This is a genomic window from Melioribacteraceae bacterium, assembly GCA_019638015.1.
Classification (GTDB): Bacteria; Bacteroidota; Ignavibacteria; order Ignavibacteriales; family Melioribacteraceae; genus JAHBUP01.
In genome coordinates this window covers 3,811,087-3,830,564 of record JAHBUP010000001.1, presented here as the reverse complement: position 1 = coordinate 3,830,564, position 19,478 = coordinate 3,811,087, and the positions used below count along the sequence as shown (strand labels likewise).

Annotated in this window: 16 protein-coding genes; 5 read left to right on the top strand and 11 right to left on the bottom strand. The window is 33.7% G+C overall.

The genetic code is table 11. From position 1 onward, the window contains the following. The first annotated feature begins 3 nt into the window (after positions 1–3). Genes KF816_16400 through KF816_16390 form a run of 3 tightly spaced genes read left to right on the top strand, consistent with a single transcriptional unit; the run spans position 4 to position 2,456 of the window. On the top strand, positions 4–978 hold the full coding sequence (locus tag KF816_16400) for an aminodeoxychorismate synthase component I (GenBank protein MBX3009605.1): 975 nt from the start codon (positions 4–6) through the stop codon (positions 976–978). Continuing rightward, positions 962–1,573, top strand: coding sequence for an aminotransferase class IV (locus KF816_16395; protein MBX3009604.1), 612 nt, complete (start codon positions 962–964; stop codon positions 1,571–1,573). The genes KF816_16400 and KF816_16395 overlap by 17 nt, the downstream gene beginning before the upstream one ends. Continuing rightward, positions 1,563–2,456, top strand: a complete 894-nt coding sequence (locus KF816_16390) for a hypothetical protein (protein ID MBX3009603.1) — start codon at positions 1,563–1,565, stop codon at positions 2,454–2,456. The genes KF816_16395 and KF816_16390 overlap by 11 nt, the downstream gene beginning before the upstream one ends. Positions 2,457–2,513: 57 nt before the next feature. Here the strand turns inward: KF816_16390 and KF816_16385 are convergent, their stop codons facing one another. From KF816_16385 to KF816_16345, 9 genes are all read right to left on the bottom strand, one after another. Then, entirely contained in the window at positions 2,514–3,251 is a 738-nt protein-coding gene (locus KF816_16385; protein MBX3009602.1) for a hypothetical protein, read from the bottom strand. Between the two features lie 11 nt (positions 3,252–3,262). Continuing rightward, entirely contained in the window at positions 3,263–4,372 is a 1,110-nt protein-coding gene (locus KF816_16380; GenBank protein MBX3009601.1) for a Nif3-like dinuclear metal center hexameric protein, read from the bottom strand. A 256-nt stretch (positions 4,373–4,628) separates the two neighbouring features. Beyond that, positions 4,629–6,581: a (E)-4-hydroxy-3-methylbut-2-enyl-diphosphate synthase gene (gene ispG, locus KF816_16375; protein MBX3009600.1), complete on the bottom strand. Its 1,953-nt coding sequence runs from the start codon at positions 6,579–6,581 to the stop codon at positions 4,629–4,631. Positions 6,582–6,614: 33 nt separating this feature from the next. Continuing rightward, positions 6,615–7,112 carry a DJ-1/PfpI family protein gene (locus KF816_16370; protein ID MBX3009599.1) on the bottom strand — a complete coding sequence of 166 codons (498 nt, stop codon included), beginning with the start codon at positions 7,110–7,112 and terminating at the stop codon, positions 6,615–6,617. A 259-nt stretch (positions 7,113–7,371) separates the two neighbouring features. Continuing rightward, positions 7,372–8,586, bottom strand: coding sequence for a hypothetical protein (locus KF816_16365; GenBank protein ID MBX3009598.1), 1,215 nt, complete (start codon positions 8,584–8,586; stop codon positions 7,372–7,374). Between the two features lie 27 nt (positions 8,587–8,613). After that, complete coding sequence (locus KF816_16360) at positions 8,614–10,161, bottom strand: sodium/solute symporter (protein ID MBX3009597.1); 1,548 nt, start codon at positions 10,159–10,161, stop codon at positions 8,614–8,616. Between the two features lie 40 nt (positions 10,162–10,201). Further along, positions 10,202–10,516 (bottom strand): DUF485 domain-containing protein, encoded by a 315-nt coding sequence (locus KF816_16355; GenBank protein MBX3009596.1) that lies wholly within the window; start codon positions 10,514–10,516, stop codon positions 10,202–10,204. Positions 10,517–10,663: 147 nt separating this feature from the next. Further along, on the bottom strand, positions 10,664–13,561 hold the full coding sequence (locus KF816_16350; GenBank protein ID MBX3009595.1) for a cache domain-containing protein: 2,898 nt from the start codon (positions 13,559–13,561) through the stop codon (positions 10,664–10,666). 42 nt (positions 13,562–13,603) lie between these two features. After that, positions 13,604–14,353 carry a metallophosphoesterase gene (locus KF816_16345; GenBank protein MBX3009594.1) on the bottom strand — a complete coding sequence of 250 codons (750 nt, stop codon included), beginning with the start codon at positions 14,351–14,353 and terminating at the stop codon, positions 13,604–13,606. Positions 14,354–14,565: 212 nt separating this feature from the next. Between KF816_16345 and dnaG the strand changes: the two genes are divergently transcribed. Together dnaG and KF816_16335 are read left to right on the top strand one after the other, a co-directional pair. Next, a complete protein-coding gene (gene dnaG, locus KF816_16340; protein MBX3009593.1) occupies positions 14,566–16,425 on the top strand; it encodes a DNA primase in 1,860 nt (619 codons plus the stop codon). Positions 16,426–16,427: 2 nt separating this feature from the next. Beyond that, a complete protein-coding gene (locus KF816_16335) occupies positions 16,428–17,903 on the top strand; it encodes a glycosidase (protein ID MBX3009592.1) in 1,476 nt (491 codons plus the stop codon). Between the two features lie 111 nt (positions 17,904–18,014). On the opposite strand, the gene KF816_16330 is transcribed toward KF816_16335, so the two are convergent. Beyond that, complete coding sequence (locus KF816_16330; protein MBX3009591.1) at positions 18,015–18,962, bottom strand: hypothetical protein; 948 nt, start codon at positions 18,960–18,962, stop codon at positions 18,015–18,017. Positions 18,963–19,061: 99 nt separating this feature from the next. Then, entirely contained in the window at positions 19,062–19,463 is a 402-nt protein-coding gene (locus KF816_16325; GenBank protein MBX3009590.1) for a response regulator, read from the bottom strand. Positions 19,464–19,478 lie beyond the last annotated feature (15 nt).

Genomic DNA, 19,478 nt, shown 5'->3' with positions numbered 1-19,478 from the left:
AATATGTTTTTAAATAAAAGTGACTCGATTGATTTGATGAACATTTATGGTGCAATGCATAAGCCATTTTTGTTTATAATTGATTTTGAACAAAAACACATTTTTATATCTGAACCTGAGAGTATTTCAAAAAGAGTTCTATTCGATTTAAACGGCATCAAAAATTATAATATAAATCAACAACATCATTCAAAAATTCGATTAATAAAATACCCTGTTTCATTTGATGAGTATAAAGAAGCGTTTGAAAAAGTGAGTAAAGAAATTTACAACGGTAACACGTATCTGCTGAATTTGACATTCCCGACTGTAATAGATCTGAACCTCACTATTGAAGAAATATATCATACGAGCAGAGCAAAGTATAAACTTCTGTTTGATGATGAATTTGTGGTTTTTTCTCCCGAATGCTTTGTAAAGATTAAAGATGGTTATATTTATTCTTATCCGATGAAGGGAACAATTGATGGCTCAATAGAAAATGCGGAAGCAATAATACTCGCCGATCCAAAAGAGGAGGCGGAACACTTTACCATTGTTGATTTAATTAGAAATGATTTGAGCCTTATTTCGAAAAATGTACACGTTGAAAAATTCCGGTACGTAGAAGAAATTAAAACTCATGAAAAAACGTTACTTCAGGTGTCATCATTAATTAAAGGAACACTTGAAAATAATTATCAACAAAATATTGGAAATATTATTTTTGAATTATTACCGGCGGGTTCCATAACGGGTGCACCAAAGAAAAAAACTGTAGAAATTATAAATGCGGTTGAAAAATGTCCACGTGGGTTTTATACCGGAATTTTTGGAATATTCGATGGCAATAATCTTGATAGTTCAGTTATGATTCGTTTTATAGAAAAGAGAAATGAAAAATATATTTTCAGAAGTGGTGGCGGAATAACGTATATGAGCAATGCCCAATCGGAATATCAAGAATTAATTGATAAAGTATATGTGCCTTTTAGTTGAATCTATAAAAGTTAAAGATGGAATAATCCATAATATTGAATACCATAATCGCCGTTTAAATTATTCTCGCTCCACTTTGTTCAATGCGATTAATAAAATTAATTTATCTGACTATATTGTAATTCCAGAGCAATATTCTGTGGGGTTGGTAAAGTGCCGAGTCCTATATAAAGAAAATATTAAAAGTGTGGAGTTTCATAATTACAATTTTAGATTAATTGAAGAGTTGGTTTTAATAGAGGATAATGATATTAATTATGAATTCAAATATACAGACAGGAAAAAACTAGATTATTATACCGCAAAAGTTGCACCAGCAATTCCATTGTTTATAAAAAATGGCGGTATTACAGATACCGCCTGGGCAAATGTTGTTTTTTATGATGGAACTAATTTTTTTACTCCCGCATTTCCATTATTGAGGGGAACAAAACGGGAGAAGTTAATTGAGCAGAAAATTATTATTGAAGAGGATATAAAAGTTGATCAGATTAATAACTACACTACTATCTTTATTATTAATTCGATGATTGATTTGGAAGATAAAATTGGCGTTCCAATTTCCAAAATAAAACAGGTATCAAATGAATTTTAGTTTTGTGAGAAATGAAAAAGTAACTCTGCTGATTAGAATTATTTTATCAGCTGTATTTATCTTGTCCGCGTATTCAAAATTAATTGTACCAGGATTAATAGAAATAATACTTATTGATCAAGGTATAGCGGCAACCCGAGAAGTTGCAGGCTACTATACAAGATTATTGGTGGGATTGGAATTATGTATCGGAATTCTATTCTTACTTCCTTATTATGTAAAAAAAATAACTATTCCACTTACAGTAACAGTAACAATTTTATTCTCAATCTATCTTATTTACACAGGATTTGTGCTTGGGGAAACTCAGAATTGCGGATGCTTCGGCGAGATGTTCAAAATGTCACCTCTGGAATCCTTGATTAAAAACATCATAATATTGGTTTTAGTGTTTATTCTTTATTTCATTATTAAAGAAAAAGAGAGAGGAATATTTATTAACGCGACTGTACTTATATTCTCCCTTGTTGCTGTATTTGCGGTATCTCCTCTAAAGGAGAAAAGTGAATCGATATTTTCACGATTTACAAGCTTTAATAATGGAGAGAGAGCGGATTTATTAAGCGGCAGAAAGCTTGTTGCAGTGTTTGATCCCGATTGTGAACATTGTCAAGAATCGGTTGAAGAGTTAAAAAGACTCAATGAAGAAAAAGTAGTTTTACCCTCATTATATATTCTTTTTCTAAATGAAAGTGGATCAACGCCCGAAAAATTTTTTGAAAAAACGAAGATTTCTTTCCCATTTCATGAAATTACTATAAATGAATTTTTTGATCTAATCGGAAACAGTCCCCCACGTTATTATTTGCTCGAAGAAGGAAAAGTAGTTGAAACTATAGACGACAGCTTTTATGTGAAGCTTAAAAGAATAACTTTAAAATAAAAACGGGTATTTCAATTAAGGTTTTCTTGAAATACCCAGTAAACATATCAACCATTTTTATAACTGAATATTTTTCTCAACATTCTCAGAAATTTCAGCGGCTATTAAAATTCTACCGCAAGATTCGCAGGAGTAAACTCTTTTGTTCTGTTTAATTTCTAATTGACGCTGTGGTGGAATATGATTATGACATCCGCTGCAAGCTTCACGAATAACTGTTACTACCGCTCTTCCGTTAAGTGCTTTACGGATTCTGGAATAGGTGTTGTAATCTGGTTTTTTAACTTTTGAGGCAATTTTTTCTCTTTTGTCCAAAAGTCGCGCTTCTTCTCTTTCGTTTGCTTTTATAATCTGCTTTAATTCGGTTTCCTTTTCCTTTAAGTCTGCTGAAAGAACTTCAAGCTGTGGTTGAACCTCATTAATTTCATTTTTCAATTTTTGAATCAGATCTTCGAGCGCATTACTTTCTGCTTCAAGTTTTTGAATCTGCTCTTCCGCATGATCAATTTCTTTTGTGAGAGCATCATATTCTTTATTATTTCTTACTTGATAAAGCTGGGCTTTGAATTTTTTAAGATTTGTTTTGAGCCTGTCAACATCCTCATCGTTTTGTTTCCGTTTATCAAGCGATTTTTTCTTTTCATCTTCTTTGGCTTTAACCTGATCTTCTATAGACTGCATCTGAAATTTAAGATCATTTACAGCCGCGGGAAGATCTCCCCGCAACTCCTCCAATTCATCAAGATGGTTATCGATTAATTGGAGTTCGTAGAGTGTCGAAAGTCTGTCAATCAATTTATTGCTCCTTATTGTTTATAAAACTTTATGGGGTTTGTTGAACCCCCAAACTCAAGGACTTTGGTACCTTTTATGTTCTTGAGATATTCTTCAATTTTTTCTTTTAATACTTTTAAGCCAAAAATTTCTGTTTCGAAATGACCGGCATCTATTAATAAAATTTTATTCTCTGCTTCCTGAAATTGGTGATATTTTAAGTCTGCTGTTATAAACGCATCAGCACCAACGGCAATTGACTTATTAAGCAAATCGCCGCCAGATCCACCACAAACCGCTACAGTTTTTATTTTATTTTTTCCTTGCGCGTAACGGAATGAAACACATTTAAGTGACGATTTTACATAAGCAAGAAAAGTTTTCTCATTCATCTCATCTTTTAAATGACCAATTGCACCAATACCATAATTAATATTTTTATTTTGCAGAGGGAATACATCGTAAGCAGGCTCTTCGTATGGGTGATTTCTTTTGATAGAATTTATAACTCTACTCAAATTCCATGAATCAACCACACATTCAATTTTTATTTCACTCACCGCTTCAAAATTGTTCCTCTTTCCAACGGCCGGTGTTGAATTGGTCGATCCTTTAAATGTGCCGGTCCCATTAGTTCTGAAACTACACTCAGAATATTCTCCAATAATTCCCGCACCCGATTCAAACATTGCTTTAGAAATTTTATCAGCGGAGTCAATCGGTGCAAATACAGCAATTTTAAATTGAGAAGATTGTACTGACTCAAGAAATTCTATATTCTGCAATTTTAGTTTTTTAGCGAGAGCAAAGGAAACTCCATTTTTTACGAAATCAAGATTAGTGTGCATTGAAAAAATGGCAATATTCTTGTTTAGTGCGAATTTTATTATTTGGGATTTTGAATCGGAATCGGTATCTAATTTTTTAATTGGGGTAAAAATGATTGGGTGATGTGAAATAACTAAGTTACAATTTTTTTTAGCGGCTTCATTAAGGACTTCAAGGCTGATATCGAGGGACAGCATTACATTTTTGATTTTTTGCTTTCGAGAGCCAACCTGAAGTCCAACGTTGTCTCTATCCCATGCAATTCCGGGCGGTGCAAAACCTTCTAGATATTTTGTCAATTCATCAACGGTCATAAATAAAAAAAAATGCACCCGTTTAGGAGTGCATTTAATAAGTTTTTAATTCTGTAAATCCGAACTACAGTATATTTTTGGTTTGATAGAAAATTCTCTCATAATTGCAGACAAAATATATCATATTTGTTTTTCATGTTCAAGGAGTCTGGCTTTAAATTTGTTAAGAATTTCTCCTACATTGGGTAAATATTAAGTATTATAGGTAAAAATTAAGAAAATCAGCGAAAAATATTCTCTGGTTCAAATATTAATCTTAAAGTTTAACGGGTTCTACCCAAACATTATCTTCTTTTATCAATTCAATCAACTCATCAAGCGCGTTTTCCGAGTTTACACTCCTCTTAATTACCTCTTTTCCCCTGTACAATGTAATTTTACCAACCCCCGATCCAACATATCCATAGTCGGCATCTGCCATTTCGCCGGGACCATTTACGATGCATCCCATTATCGCGATTTTTACCCCTTTAAGATGCTCTGTTCGATTTCTAATTTTATTGGTCACTTCTACTAAATCAAAAAGGGTTCTTCCGCAAGAAGGGCATGCAATATATTCTGTTTTGGAAATTCTTGTTCTAGCCGCCTGAAGAATTCCAAATAGTGTTCTATTTATAAACTCAATTCCGGAAGTTTCAATGGACTGAATCCATGCTGCATCACCAAATCCGTCAATTAGCAATCCGCCAAAATCGGTTGATGAATAAAGACGAAGATGCTCATCATCAATTCCACAATAACTTCTCTTTACTACAACGGGATTATCAATTCCACGAGCTATTAGCTCAAAAAAGAATCTTCTTAACTCCGGCATTGCACTTACATTTTCTGTAGCCGCTACTAAAATTACATTTTGCTTATTTGCTAATTTTGAAAAATCATCTTTAAATAAATCCTCAATCCCAACTTCAACGAAATTTGCGGCAAATGATTTTTCAGAGGCATTAATAAATTCATCATATTTGAAGTGGGGGAGTCCAATTGTCCGGTCACTGAACGCAAGCCATTTTTTGTAACTGAAGATTAATTTGAGATTATTAGGGCTATCGAATTGAAGTTCATTATCTCCAAGAAAAAGAAAATCGGAAGCAGTATCGTTCATATTCCATTTATCGGTCGGCTCATCATAATAATAACCGATAGACTTAAATGAATCATAGTTTATTTCATTCATCAGGCTGAAATTTGAAATTACTTTTGGTACTGTAGTTCCCCCAATTCCAACAACTTCAAATGATTTTCTTCTTTTATATTCGAAAGGATTTATGGGAGATTGTTCAATCTCGATAATGGCTTTATGATTTGCTCTATCATCATATCTTCTTGCGAGAGAGATAGCCACCGGCGCTTCATACTCCGGTTCTTCTGTTAATGATACTCTAATTGTATCTCCAATTCCATCTTCGAGAAGCGTACCTATTCCCAATGCCGATTTTATTCTTCCATCTTCACCATCCCCGGCTTCTGTTACGCCAAGATGAAGAGGATAATTCATCCCTTCCAAGTTCATTTTATTAATTAGAAGCCGGTATGCCTGAACCATAACCTGCGTGTTACTGGCTTTCATGGAGAGAACTATATTGTGATAATTTTCATCTTCACAGATTCTTAAAAATTCCAATGCCGATTCAACCATTCCAAGGGGAGTATCTCCGTACCGGCTCATAATTCTATCAGAGAGAGAACCATGATTTGTACCGATGCGCATCGCGGTTCCATATTCTTTGCAAATTTTTACGAGAGGTACAAACCGCTCTCTTATTCTTTCAAGCTCAAGCTGATATTCTTTATCGGTGTATTCAATAGTCTCAAATTTTTTCTTATCAACATAATTCCCCGGATTAACGCGAACCTTTTCAACTATCCGCGCAGCAAGCTCGGCGGCATTTGGTGTAAAATGAATATCGGCTATCAATGGAGCTTGATAGCCGCGAGCCCGCAATTCCTTTTTAATATTTTCCAGATTACGTGCCTCATTTATGCTGGGTGCTGTAATTCTAACATACTCGCATCCTGCATTTATCATTCTAATCGACTGCTCAACCGTTGCTAATGTATTCATCGTGTCGGTTGTTGTCATCGATTGAATACGTATTGGGTTTTTACCTCCGAGAGGAATATCTCCAATACTTACCTCACGGGTTTTGAGCCGTGTATATTTTGTGAGAGATTCACAATACTTCTTAAGGTTTTCTATTTTAGTTTCCATAAGTAATGAAACAAGTCTTATTTAAAAAGAGTTCTATAGTTTTTTTCTGAGAAAATTGATGACCGTATCGGCAAATTCTTTAGAAGAGGCGCTATCCTTCCCCGTAATTACATTTTTTGAAACAACAACAGAGTTATCGATAAATTCAATTCCATAAGATTCGAAAATTGACTTATCGGCTGGATAGCACACACCTTTTTCAAATTTTATTCCCACTTTGGCAAATATTATTGGCGCGCTGCAAATTGCCGAGATTAATTTTCCGGCATCATAAAATTTGGATGAAAGGCTATGCAGAATATGATTATCCCAATATTGCTTTATTCCGCTTCCACCAATAATTACTAATCCGGCAAAATTATTATGATTGGCATTTACCAGACTAATATCATTTTTGATTTTTTGTCCGTTTGAACCTATACATAAAGAATTAGCATCCGAGACAATGAATAAATTATACCCGGCTTTTTTTATTTCGTTAGAAATTAGGAGAAACTCGGTTTCATTAAATCCGGTTGATGGTAGAAACATTAAGATGCTTTTGGAACAAAACATAAAACTCTGTCAAATTTGAGGTAAAAGATAGAAATATAAAAGGGATTGGGCAATTTTGAATTGTGGTAGACTTTACTCTGCGAATCCTCAGCGTACTCTGGGCTTAAAGCTTTAACGCAGAGAGCGCAAAGTTTTTCGCAAAGGGTGCAGAGATAATATGCATTATCAACTATAATATTATTTGAGTGATGATTAAAAAACTGCCGGTAATAAACCGGCAGTTAATTCTACAATTCTAGTAAAAGTAATAAACCGCGAAGAGTAATCTCAAGTTTGAAATGCTTTTAATATTTTCAACCTTACCTTTGTTTAAATTATTTATAACTCCATAACCGGCAGAAGTATATTCAAGCTCAGTAGATAATCTCGCCTTACCTGAATTCCACTGTACTCTTGGTGAAAAACGAATTACATTTTCTATATTCGTTCCTCTGCCAAAATAAGTTCCAGTAGTGTTATCCGCCGCGCCAAGATTTTTTGTGTATCCTCCAAATAGTGCCAGCTCAATTTCCTTCCCGGTTGAAATTTCACCCCAAACAGAAAATACTGATAATGAAGTGTATTCTTCCTCACCGGTAGTATTGTCAATAGATTTAACCGCATATCCTCCGAGCATTAAATGATCGGCTAAATTATTTCCATAAACAGCCTGAGCTTTGATCAATATAGGATCAAAATTAAGTTTGGAATATCCCGTGAATGAAATTGAATTAATCGAATTATTCGTAACTATTTTTTTTGATGTAGCCAGCCTGGGTGTAAGTTTTTTAAAGTCTATTCCGGCTCCAAATAAATTGTTATCCTGATTGATTTGAATTTGTGCATGAAGATTTGGAATTACAGAATTTCTCAAATAAGTACTTGTGAATCCGTCCGGGCCATTGCTCTGAAAATCACGCTGAGATAAAGCCGCGAAAATTAATTTAACCTTATCGACTGAGTAAGTTAATTTAATTTGGGGATTTCTTGAGAAAGGCTGAAACGGAACTCCTGTATTAAATGAAACCACACCGGGAAACATTTCAAGAATAAACATTGGATGCCATGTTTGTCCGGCAAGCAATGATAAATTTTCCCAATCAAATTTTACGAATGCATGACGGAGTCTGAAACCATTAATGTCGCCATCAGATGTACCAAAAAATTCACCTTCAATTTGTCCCCCGGTTTTTGCTCCAAAAGCATCCGGACTGGTAATCCTTCCGGTTAATCTTGATTGAATGGAAAGTATATTAAAATTTGATTTAGCATTAATATCCTTTCCATTTACATCAAGGTTTTCACTTTGAGGATAAAGTAAAAAGTGTCCTTCCCTAATAGAAACTGTCTGCCTCGAATCAAAAATAAAATCCGATTTTACAAATCCTGAAAAAGTGATTCCGAAATTTTGCTTCTCGGATTGAGCGAAAAGAAGAGTACTAATTAAAACCAGAAAAATGATTTTTCTCATTTTGTTGCTCCTTGAATCATAGAAAAATTATTCTGCGCCAATTCCGAGATAAGTCCTAAGTTTTTCATCTTCAAATTTGTCTGCCGCGTCATTTTCTGTTGTGAGTAATGATACTATTATTCCGATTGCAAATGATGCGGTCATTGATATAATTGCAGGATTTTTTAAACCAAATATTGCTTCAGGATTGTGGAAGATATCTACCCAGACTGTTGGGCTCAGGATTATAAGAATAACCGCCAATGTAGAGCCTGTAATAATACTTGCGACTGCACCTTTAGTAGTAAACTTTTTCCAAATAATAGAAAGTAGAAGGGAAGGAAAGTTTGCGCTGGCTGCAATTGCAAATGCTAGTCCTACCATAAACGCAACATTCTGCCCTTTAAAGATTAACCCAAGGGAAATTGCCAATGCTCCAATAATTAATGTAGCAATTCGTGCAACCTTTACTTCTCCTACTTCATCAGTTTTGCCTTTTTTAATTACATTAACGTAAAGATCATGAGACAAGGTTGAAGCACCCGACAAAGTTAATCCGGCTACTACCGCAAGAATTGTCGCGAAAGCAACCGCGGCAATAAATCCAAGGAAAAATTGTCCACCAACAAATTCAGCCAATAATAGGGCGGCCATATTTCCCCCCTTATCAAAACTGCTAACAGTATCTTGACCGACTAACACCATGGCACCAAATCCAATAAAAAAGGTAAGTATGTAGAAATAGCCAATAAAACCAGTAGCCACAAAAACCGATTTTCTTGCTTGCTTAGCATCGGGTACAGTAAAAAATCTCATTAAAATGTGGGGTAGACCTGCTGTGCCAAGTATCAGGGCAATTCCAAGAGAAATTGCATCCCATGGGTTTGTAACAAATCCTCCCGGGGATAAAACGGCATCTCCATACTTTATTGCCGCTTGTTCAAAAAGAGTGATTGGGTTCATTCCAAATTGAGCCAAAGTCATAATTACTAAAAAAGTAGCCCCGCTGAGAAGCAATACTGCTTTAATTATCTGTACCCATGTTGTTGCAAGCATTCCGCCAAACAATACATATGCAATCATCACAATTCCAACAATTATAACAGCATACTCGTATGGAAATCCAAATAAAATATTTACTAAAGATCCAGCACCTACCATCTGAGCGATGAGATAAAATACTATGGTCATTAATGATCCAATTGATGAGGCAATTCTAACCGGTTTTTGTTTTAAACGATATGCAACAACATCGGCAAAAGTAAACTTTCCTAAATTTCTAAGTGGCTCTGCAATCAAAAACATCACTAAAGGCCAACCTACCAAAAATCCAATTGAGTAAATTAAACCATCGTAACCTTTAAGTGAAACCATACCGGCAATTCCCAAAAATGAAGCAGCACTCATATAATCACCCGATAAAGCTAAACCATTCTGAAATCCGGAAATACTTCTATCGGCGGCATAGAATTCAGAAGTAGTTTTTGTTTTTTTTGCTGCCCAATAAGTTATCGCAAGAGTTATCGCGACAAATGCAAAAAATATAATTACAGATGCAATATTAACCTGCCCGAGAGTTGATTGAACTGTATCCAACTTAATCCTCCATTATCTTTTAATTTTTATTATTTGGGGGTTATTTCTCAAGAATTTCGTTTCGTAATTCTCTAACCGATTTATCATATTTTTGATTTGCCCAACGGGTGTAGATGCCCGTTAGAATCCAAGCAAACAGAATAATACCGATTCCAATTGGAAGTCCGAGTGTGATATAGTCCCCAATTTTAATGGAGAGAAAATCTTTATAGAAGGCAATAGTAAGTATAAAGCCAAAATACACTATTAAAATAATAGCGGTAAGTGTCATTGAAACTACGAGTCTCTTTTTTACTAAATCTTTAAACTTTTCAGAACTTAGAATATCATTTACACGGTCAACTTTAATTCCCATAAATGTCTCCTATTTTGTTATGTTTATTTTGGTTTGATTTTCATCCGATCTGTTGATATAAATTATATTATTTTATTTGAATATAAAAGACAATTCCCTCTTTTAATTTGATATTTAATGCTCTTTGAATCACTAATTAATTTAATACTATCTTACCAGCGTTCCCTTAAAATCCAGATTGATTTTATCTTTTATCTCTTTTAATAACTCCATGTATCTTTTTAATATAAGAAAATGAATCTCAGAAAGATTTTGATTAGTTACTAAATTATTAACCGGCATATTCAGCGAATTCAGTTCCGCTTGGTGTAAAAAACGAATTTGCATGAAAAGTTTATAAGAAAAAAACAATTCATTATAAAGGGTAGTTGAAATAACTCCCTGTTCATGAATGCTATCCAACCTATCAATTGTGTTGCTTGTGCTCATGTTTAATTTTAACCCGTAGAGTCGTACAAAGTCAACCACGGGTAATAATAATAATTTTATATCTATTGGAAATTTAAGTTTAAGAATATTCTCAGGCAGTTCAGCCCGTAAAATACTTTCAGCGAGGTAAACAAAAAAAGTATCATAACTCTTTAAAAGATGATCGACATGTGTCTTTAAATATTTGGTTAAACTCTCATCCCCATAAACATATCTGAAATCAAAAAATATTTTGAGATCCAACAAATCTTGAGGTGAAGATGAAGTTATCCACCTTGTAAAATACTTTTTCCAAATAGATAATGGTTGACACCATTTAACGTTCATGGACATAATTTGTCCTTTACAGTATGAATACCCTGAAGCATTCAAGTTGTCTGAAATTATTCTTCCCAGTTTTAAAAAATAATTTTGAGTAATCTCAAATTCAGACTCTGGAACATCTTCAAAAATTATGGCATTATCCTGATCTGTGGATAGTGTTTGTTCTTCTCTGCCTTCACTTCCCATACATATAAATGTAAAATTGCATGGAGGGGTCCCAATTTCTTTAATTGCATTGTTAATAATTCTTTTGGTAATAGAATCTGAGGTAAGAGTAATGATTTTGGTAATACTTATAAGATCAACATTATTTTTAATCATTCCATGAACAAGATGCATTAAATAATTATGAAAGCCGGTCAAAGTTTTAACATTTTGGGCATTATTAATGTTTTCCATAAAGAACAAATAATTCGAGTATGAACCCTCAAATAGATCCTGGACATCAAGAATACCAAGCAATTTTTCTAAAGAATCCTTAACTAAAAGCTGCTTTATTTGATTCTCTTGCATTTTAAAGATAGCATCATATAGAGAAGCGGTTGATTTTATTGTTACAACTGGAGCTGTCATAATAGAATAAACGGCAACAGAATTGTTAATATTTTTACCCGTTACTCTTTCTCGCAGATCTCCGTCTGTAATTATTCCGATTTCTTCATGATTATCGCCTGAAACAATAATTGAACTACTTTTATATGCGGTCATTAATTTTGCTGCCTCTTCAACTGAAGAGAGATAATGACAAATTGGTACTTTTTTGATGTAAGGAGCGATTCGTTGACTTAGCACTATAATAGATGACTGCAGATTTGCAATTAGTTTTTCTTTTTCCTTGTCCGAACTTTGCTGTTCTGTAATATCCTCAATAATGCCATCAATTGATTGATTTTCCCCTTTCGAGTTTTTTACAAGAACAGCTGAAATAGAGGATATAAAATTTGTTCCATTTTCCTTGGTTATTCTAATGATTTTGTTCTTCAATACCTGCTGAGTAAATATATCTTTTATAAAGGGGGTTACATCATCCTGGTTTTCAAAATAATCAAGAAGTGATTTATTAATTAACTTATTACTCGATTCAGCTCCTAAAAGTTGAACAAGTGCCGGATTAATTTCTAAAATTTGCAATTTTTTATCAGCTTGTGCTCTAAATACCCCTATTGATATTTGATTTGTGAGTGCAAGATACTTTTCTTTTTCATAGCCCAGAGCTTCTTCAATTTCCTTATTTATGCTTACATCTTTAATACTAATTATAATTCCATTGTTATTCGAAAACGAAATGGAGGATAAATCCAGTATAGCATCAATAAATTCACCATTTTGTTTTATCAACTGTGCTTCAATTTTTTCATTGAATGATTGATTGTCGTTCAATTTTTTCAATGAAACAAAATCAAATATGTCCGACTTGGGAATTGTTCGAAAAATTTCGCTTAAATGAAATGCCTTGCCAGTCTCAGGATAGCCCAACATTGAATAAAAGGTTTTATTGTAAAATAATTGTCCATTATCAAGTACCATCACCAACCCTTCGCTCGAGGTTTCTACAAGTAGCTTGTATCTTTCACGCGACTCTTTAAGTTCATCTTCTACTAACTTTTTTCTTTTTTCACTTTTCATATTTTGAAAGGCTATATAAAAAAGGAGTAATGAGCTTAGTATTGTAATTAATATTGAAATGTTAATAATTTTTCTTTCTAGGCGTGCTATTTCGTCTTTTACGTCTTCGATATAAATACCGGTCCCAATTACCCAGTTCCAAGGGGTAAATAATTTTACATAGGATAATTTTGGAACGATCTTTAGTGAATCATCTTTCCATTGCCAGGTATAATCAACGTATCCTTCAGAGCTTTTTTTGACAACTTCAACCATTTCCACAAATAATTTTTTGCCGTGAGAATCTTCGAAATTATTAAGATTAGTTCCATCCAATTCTGGTCGGTATGGATGGACTACCATTTTAGGTAGAAGGTCGGTCACCCAGAAATAGTCTTTTTGCTCTGAACCATAACGTAAACTTCTAATTATATTGATTGCTGAAGATTTAGCCTCTTGCTCCGAAATTTTACCTTCACTTTGCAATTTATGCCATTTACTTATCATGCTGTGTGCAGAATTGGTAAGCTCCCTTATCATTTCTCTTTTTCTATCAATAACAATATTTTCAAATTGAGGAATGATAACAAAGAAAATTGCTGTGATAAACAAGGCAATAGTTAAAAATGTTGGAAGAAGAATTTTGGTGTATGAAACAGCACTCGAATTTTTTCTGAGTTGGTTCATTTTCTACCTTCAAAAATTATTCTAAAATATTTATACCAAGTCCTACTTTAAAGGCACAGTTCTAATTTCTTTCTCTAATGTATTCAAGAAAAGAATACCATTGGCTCGTGTAGTTCTTGCGACACAGGGAACAACTATCCATTGACTTTCATTAAGCAATTTGTGTTTTCCAAACTTCAATGAGGCAAACTTATCTTCTGTAACTCTTATCGCACCTTCCGGATGACCATGCCCCGAAAAACTTATCGAACATAAGTTTTCATTCATGAAATTAAAGTGTTTTTCGAGGTGAAAACTCTGAGATGGAAAAAAAATCGCCGATCCAGAAAAATCGGGATAGCAAAAATGTGAAACCATCAGTCGTAGTTCCCCGGCCTCAAAGAATTGGACTTCTTTTAGTGTTGACAAATAATCTTTTGATGCATCATTCAATTTGACTTTAATCTCGTTATCCTCATATAACCAAATTCTATTCTGTGCTTTTTTTGATCTATAATTATAATCCTTATCGTACCAGTCTTCTTCATAATTAAATCCTGATTTGAACTCGGGGATCTTTTTGATTCCAAATAAATCATGATTGCCTATCACTGCGGTCGTACAATTTTCTTTTATTAACTTTATACAAATATTTGCATCTCTATCATCGATATAACGGTAGAAAGGCAGAGCAAAACCAATTATATCACCCAGACAAATTATATGATCACAATTTTCTTCGGAAATTAGTTTTAAAGCTTTTTGCAAACTTTTGTAATCTTCATGTATATCGCTTATAAAAGCTATTTTCATATTATATTTGCTGCAGTAGTGAAAAAAAATAAAATGTAATTTTTATTGGTCTCAATTATAAACCTAATCTTCATTTTTGTTAAAAACAATATTTTTAAAGAGATATACAATTGAGAGAGCTTAATTTTGATGAGTTTTAATCAGTTATTACCGCTTCCTTTTTTACTTTCAAGTAAAATATTATAATTTGACAGGTCATCTAAAAATATTTAATGAAAATACCAGAAAGACAAATAGAAGAAATACGAAACTCGGCCGATATTGTAGATATTGTTTCCGGATATGTGCAACTCCGGAAAAGAGGGAAGAATTTTATTGGATTGTGCCCATTCCACACCGAAAAAACTCCTTCTTTTACCGTAAGCAATGAAAAACAAATTTATAACTGTTTTGGGTGCGGTAATGGAGGAAATGTATTTAAGTTTTTAATGGAATTTAAAAATATCTCCTTTGTTGAAGCGGTTGAGGAATTGGCCGATCATCTCGGAATAAAACTGGAAAGTGAATCCTCTTTTAATGATCAAAATGATGAACTCGAAATTTTATATGAACTCAATCTGTTTGCGGCAAGATTTTTTTCAGATAACTTGCTTAAAAGCAGTACGGGTGAAGAAGCTCGAGAGTACCTAAAGCAACGAAATATTAAACTGAATACTCAAAAAGTTTTTGGACTCGGTTACGCAATTCATGGATGGAATAATCTCCTTGATGCGGCAAAGGAAAACAATCTCAATCTTCAAAAAATGAAACAGCTTGGCTTAATTGATACTAACGATAGAAATGAGTTTTACGATAAATACCGAGGAAGAATTATTTTCCCGATTTTTTCTCCAAACGGAAGAGTAATTGCGTTTGGTGGAAGGATATTTCCCAATCAAGATAATGTTGCTAAATATTTAAACTCCCCAGAATCACCGGTATATTCAAAGAGAAGAGTGCTTTACGGCTTGTTTCATTCAAAAGAGGAAATTAGGAAATTCGACCGGGCAATCCTTGTAGAAGGTTACATGGATTTAATTTCGTTGTATCAGACTGGAATTAAAAATGTAGTAGCCTCTTCGGGAACCTCTTTAACAGAGGAGCAGGTTCAGCTTCTATCCCGCTTCACAAAAAATATTATTGTATTGTTTGATGCAGATGCCGCGGGAGAAAAAGCCGCGCTTCGAAGTATTGAAATATTGTTGAAATATGATTTTGATGTGAAAGTTATGACGCTTCCTAAGGGAGATGACCCCGATTCATTTATAATTAGAAATGGTAAAGAGAAATTTGAGGAACTTGCCCTAAAAGCAAAAGGATTTCTTGAATATCAAACTCAGCAATTTGAAGAAGCTGGAGCATTTGAAGATCCTATTGAAACTACAAAAGCAATTAGAGAATTGGTAAAAACTCTTGCAATTGTAAATGATGAGTTGAAAAGAAGTATACTTTTAAAGAGTATTACCAAAAAATTTAATCTTCGCGAAAAACTAATTGAATCGGAACTGAATAATTATCTAAATCAGTCAAAAGCGAGGCCTGTCCAGCAGAGTGTCAGCAGAACTTATGTACAAAACAGCAATCAACAGTTAAAGCTTTCACCAAAGCAAGAGAAAGAAAATCCCTTTGAAAGAGAGTTGGTCCGTATGCTCTACTCGGGTGCGCTCGAGATAATTGAACATATATTCGATAATATTTCTGTAGAAACATTTTCGAATAAGATTTTGAAGAATCTAGCTATGGTTGCCAGTGAGGGATATAATGTTAATAAAATATCACCGGCCTATTTAATTGATCAGATCAACGATGAAGAATCACGCAAATTTATATTAAAATTAACATTAGAAGATAGAACAATTAGTAAAAAGTGGGATGATTTTTCATTTAACGGAAAGATAGATAAAGATACAATTGAATACGCAAAAGATACTGTTCGGAATTTTCTTCTTTTCCAAAAGGATTTGGAAATTGAGGAGAATATTAAAATCATTTCTGAGTCGAAAGATGAAAGGCTTCATATTGAATTATTAAAAAGGAACAAAGAATTATATGAAGAGAAAAATGAAATTTTAAGCCATAAACCGGGAATTTAATAATGAATAATTCTGCCGCCTTGTACGAAATAAATACCCGTATCTGGTTTTCTAAATTTGATAAGCATAATGTGAAAAATTTGAGTGAAGTACCCGATGGATATTGGCAAAGACTTAAAAGTTTGGGGATTGATTATGTTTGGTTGATGGGAATATGGAAAACGAATGAATCTGTAATTGATAAGTACTGTTTTGAAGAAGGATTAGTAAGAAGTTATAACCATGCTTTAAAACATTGGTCGCGTGAGGATGTAATAGGCTCGCCATATTCAATAGATGCTTATGAGATGAATCCACATCTCGGAAGTAATAAAAATTTATTAGATCTTAAGGCAAAGCTAAATAAAATAGGAATAAAATTAATTCTCGATTTTATTTCAAATCATTACAGTGCTCATAGTTCATTAATTAAAACGCATCCTAAAATATTTCTTCAGGCCGATGAAGAGTCTTATTCGATTGATCCACATACATATTTTAAACCTTTTGAGGATTGTAAAAATTATTTTGCTCATGGGCGCGATCCATTTTTCCCGGCTTGGGGAGATACAATTCAGCTAAATTGTTTTGCAGAAGAATCAAGAGAGTTTTCAAAAAATGTATTATCAAACTTAACTCAATTATGCGATGGCGTTCGTTGTGACATGGCAATGCTTTCCATTAATAATGTATTTAAAAATACTTGGGTTGGGATAATTAATCGTAATCATATTGAAATTCCAAAAACCGAATATTGGGAAGAGGTAATTGGGCATACAAAGAAAATACGCCCCGATTTTGTCTTTATAGCCGAGGCATATTGGGATTTAGAGTATAATCTTCAACAGCTGGGCTTCGATTATACATATGATAAAAAATTAACCGATAGATTGAAATTTGCGCCAGTTTCCGAAATAATTTCGCACTTAAACGCAGAAAAGTCGTTTCAGCAAAAATCACTCCGGTTTCTTGAAAATCATGATGAAGAAAGAATTGTAACTGCAATTGGAGTAGAAAAATCTAAAGCTGCGGCTGTCGTAATTAGTACAATTCAGGGATTAAGATTTTTTCATGAGGGACAATTTGAAGGTAGAAAAATTAAATTACCTCTTCAGCTTGGGCGGGAGCCAGTAGAATCTGAAATTCCCCATCTCAATGAATTTTATGAAAAATTATTAAAGATTACCTCGCTTGATGTTATTAGAAAAGGAGAGTGGTCGTTACAAGAAGCTATAGCTTCTTGGCCCACAAACGAAACTTTTAAAAATTTTCTCGCGTGGAAATGGGAATTGGGAGATGAAAAAATTTTAGTAGTAATTAATTATTCCAATGTTAGCTCTGCGTGCCGGATTGTTTTAGATTTTGAGGGATATCCAGAGGAGTTTGTAATTACCGATTTACTCAATGATGTAAATTATCACCAAAATGGCGAAGAGGTCTCTCGTTATGGATTGTATGTTGATCTAAAGCCATGGCAAGCACACATATTCAGCTATTAGAATTTTATTGAGTATTAATGCATTAATATTGTAAAACATGATTGGTGGAGTAAAAATTGTTATGCAAAAAAGCCGCTAAGTTTAATAAGCGGCTTTTTCAAAAAGAAAAAATTAAAATGTAAATGTAACTCCAAGTTTGAACGTTTCGTAAGTTAGAGGGGTTTCGGTGCTAAATGGCCAGTTCATTTTGTCCTTCTTTAAGGTATAGAAAGCATAAGATATTCCATTCTTTAACACAAAATTTACTATTGGAGCGGCTGCCGGCGATGAATCAGAAATTTTGTTTATGAATTTATCTAATATTCCATTTGCCGCGCTTTCAATAATTAAGCTACCCATATGTTTCCAGAACATCCAGCGGGGAAATATAACTGCGGCTTCATATCCAGCATTTATTGATAATGTGTTTGCTATTTCAAATCGCACGCCAGTTTCATTGAGGGTACCGAATCTAAAATTCTCTTCATACCTATTTATAATTTCAACATCTTCCATTTCCATAACTTGTCCTGGCAGAGGAGGAAATATAGCCGGCCAAGCCCTATAAGGATAATCAAATTTTATACGGGACCATGAAATACCTTCTGTAGAGTAGGGAAGGATACGTGTGCTGCCTAATTCATATCCGTAGCCTTTGCGTTTTGCGAATCCGAAACGCCACATGTCAGTTCCTATTTCCATCGTTCCTAGTTTAGATGAGTAAATCTCATTTGAAATATTAGATACAAAGAAATATTTGTCGCTAAATTCAACTAAGCCCTTTCTCTGAAATTCTGATGAGTAGGTATAACCCAGTTTCAATTCTGCAACTCCAATTTTTGCAGGATCATTATTAAGTTTTTTGTGATAAGGATTACCAAAGCCGTAGGTTGCCTCAATTATTGGTGAACCAGAAAATTCTTGATTAACCCAGTTTTTATCCCATTTCCAATTCCATCCCCAATCCCATTCCTTATCATCATCTTCATCCCAGTCAACTTCAGTTGAATCTTCAACTTGAGCAAAAATTGCCATATTAAAGGCAAGGAGTGAAAAAAGAATAAATAGTAATTTGCGCATATGATCTCCTCATTTATTTTATGGATTTTTAGACGCAAAGAGAGAGCTGGATGTTACAGAAATCAGTAAATTTTTTAGTGTAAAAAGTTTTTTTTGAGATTATTCTAAATCGATGCCCCGTCTATCTTTCAATACTTTCAAAATGGCCGCGAGCAAAATATGATTCTGCACTGGTTTAGTTATAAAAACATCAACCCCGGCATTATAAGCATTATCTTTATCTCTCTGAAAAGCATGAGCAGATAAACACACAATTGGTAAATTTTTATAATTATCGCTACTTCTAAGCTCTTTTGTAAGTTGAAGTCCATCTTTTTTGCCTCGCAGTGAGATATCCATAATCAAAAGATCAAACTCATGTTTGGCTAGTTGTTCGTAGCAAGTATCGGCAGAATCGCATACATCAACATTGAACCTTCTTTGAAGAAATATTTTTAAAAACTTTTGATTTTCAAAATCATCTTCGACAACCAGAACCCAGGGTTTTGATGCTTCGTTCATAAGATATCACCATTT

Coding starts and splice junctions, on each gene's coding strand:
- KF816_16400 (MBX3009605.1), top strand. CDS start 4: ATGTTTTTAAATAAAAGTGACTCGATTGATTTGATGAACATTTATGGT.
- KF816_16395 (MBX3009604.1), top strand. CDS start 962: ATGTGCCTTTTAGTTGAATCTATAAAAGTTAAAGATGGAATAATCCAT.
- KF816_16390 (MBX3009603.1), top strand. CDS start 1,563: ATGAATTTTAGTTTTGTGAGAAATGAAAAAGTAACTCTGCTGATTAGA.
- KF816_16380 (MBX3009601.1), bottom strand. CDS start 4,372: ATGACCGTTGATGAATTGACAAAATATCTAGAAGGTTTTGCACCGCCC.
- ispG (MBX3009600.1), bottom strand. CDS start 6,581: ATGGAAACTAAAATAGAAAACCTTAAGAAGTATTGTGAATCTCTCACA.
- KF816_16370 (MBX3009599.1), bottom strand. CDS start 7,112: ATGTTTCTACCATCAACCGGATTTAATGAAACCGAGTTTCTCCTAATT.
- KF816_16365 (MBX3009598.1), bottom strand. CDS start 8,586: ATGAGAAAAATCATTTTTCTGGTTTTAATTAGTACTCTTCTTTTCGCT.
- KF816_16355 (MBX3009596.1), bottom strand. CDS start 10,516: ATGGGAATTAAAGTTGACCGTGTAAATGATATTCTAAGTTCTGAAAAG.
- KF816_16350 (MBX3009595.1), bottom strand. CDS start 13,561: ATGAACCAACTCAGAAAAAATTCGAGTGCTGTTTCATACACCAAAATT.
- KF816_16345 (MBX3009594.1), bottom strand. CDS start 14,353: ATGAAAATAGCTTTTATAAGCGATATACATGAAGATTACAAAAGTTTG.
- dnaG (MBX3009593.1), top strand. CDS start 14,566: ATGAAAATACCAGAAAGACAAATAGAAGAAATACGAAACTCGGCCGAT.
- KF816_16335 (MBX3009592.1), top strand. CDS start 16,428: ATGAATAATTCTGCCGCCTTGTACGAAATAAATACCCGTATCTGGTTT.
- KF816_16330 (MBX3009591.1), bottom strand. CDS start 18,962: ATGCGCAAATTACTATTTATTCTTTTTTCACTCCTTGCCTTTAATATG.
- KF816_16325 (MBX3009590.1), bottom strand. CDS start 19,463: ATGAACGAAGCATCAAAACCCTGGGTTCTGGTTGTCGAAGATGATTTT.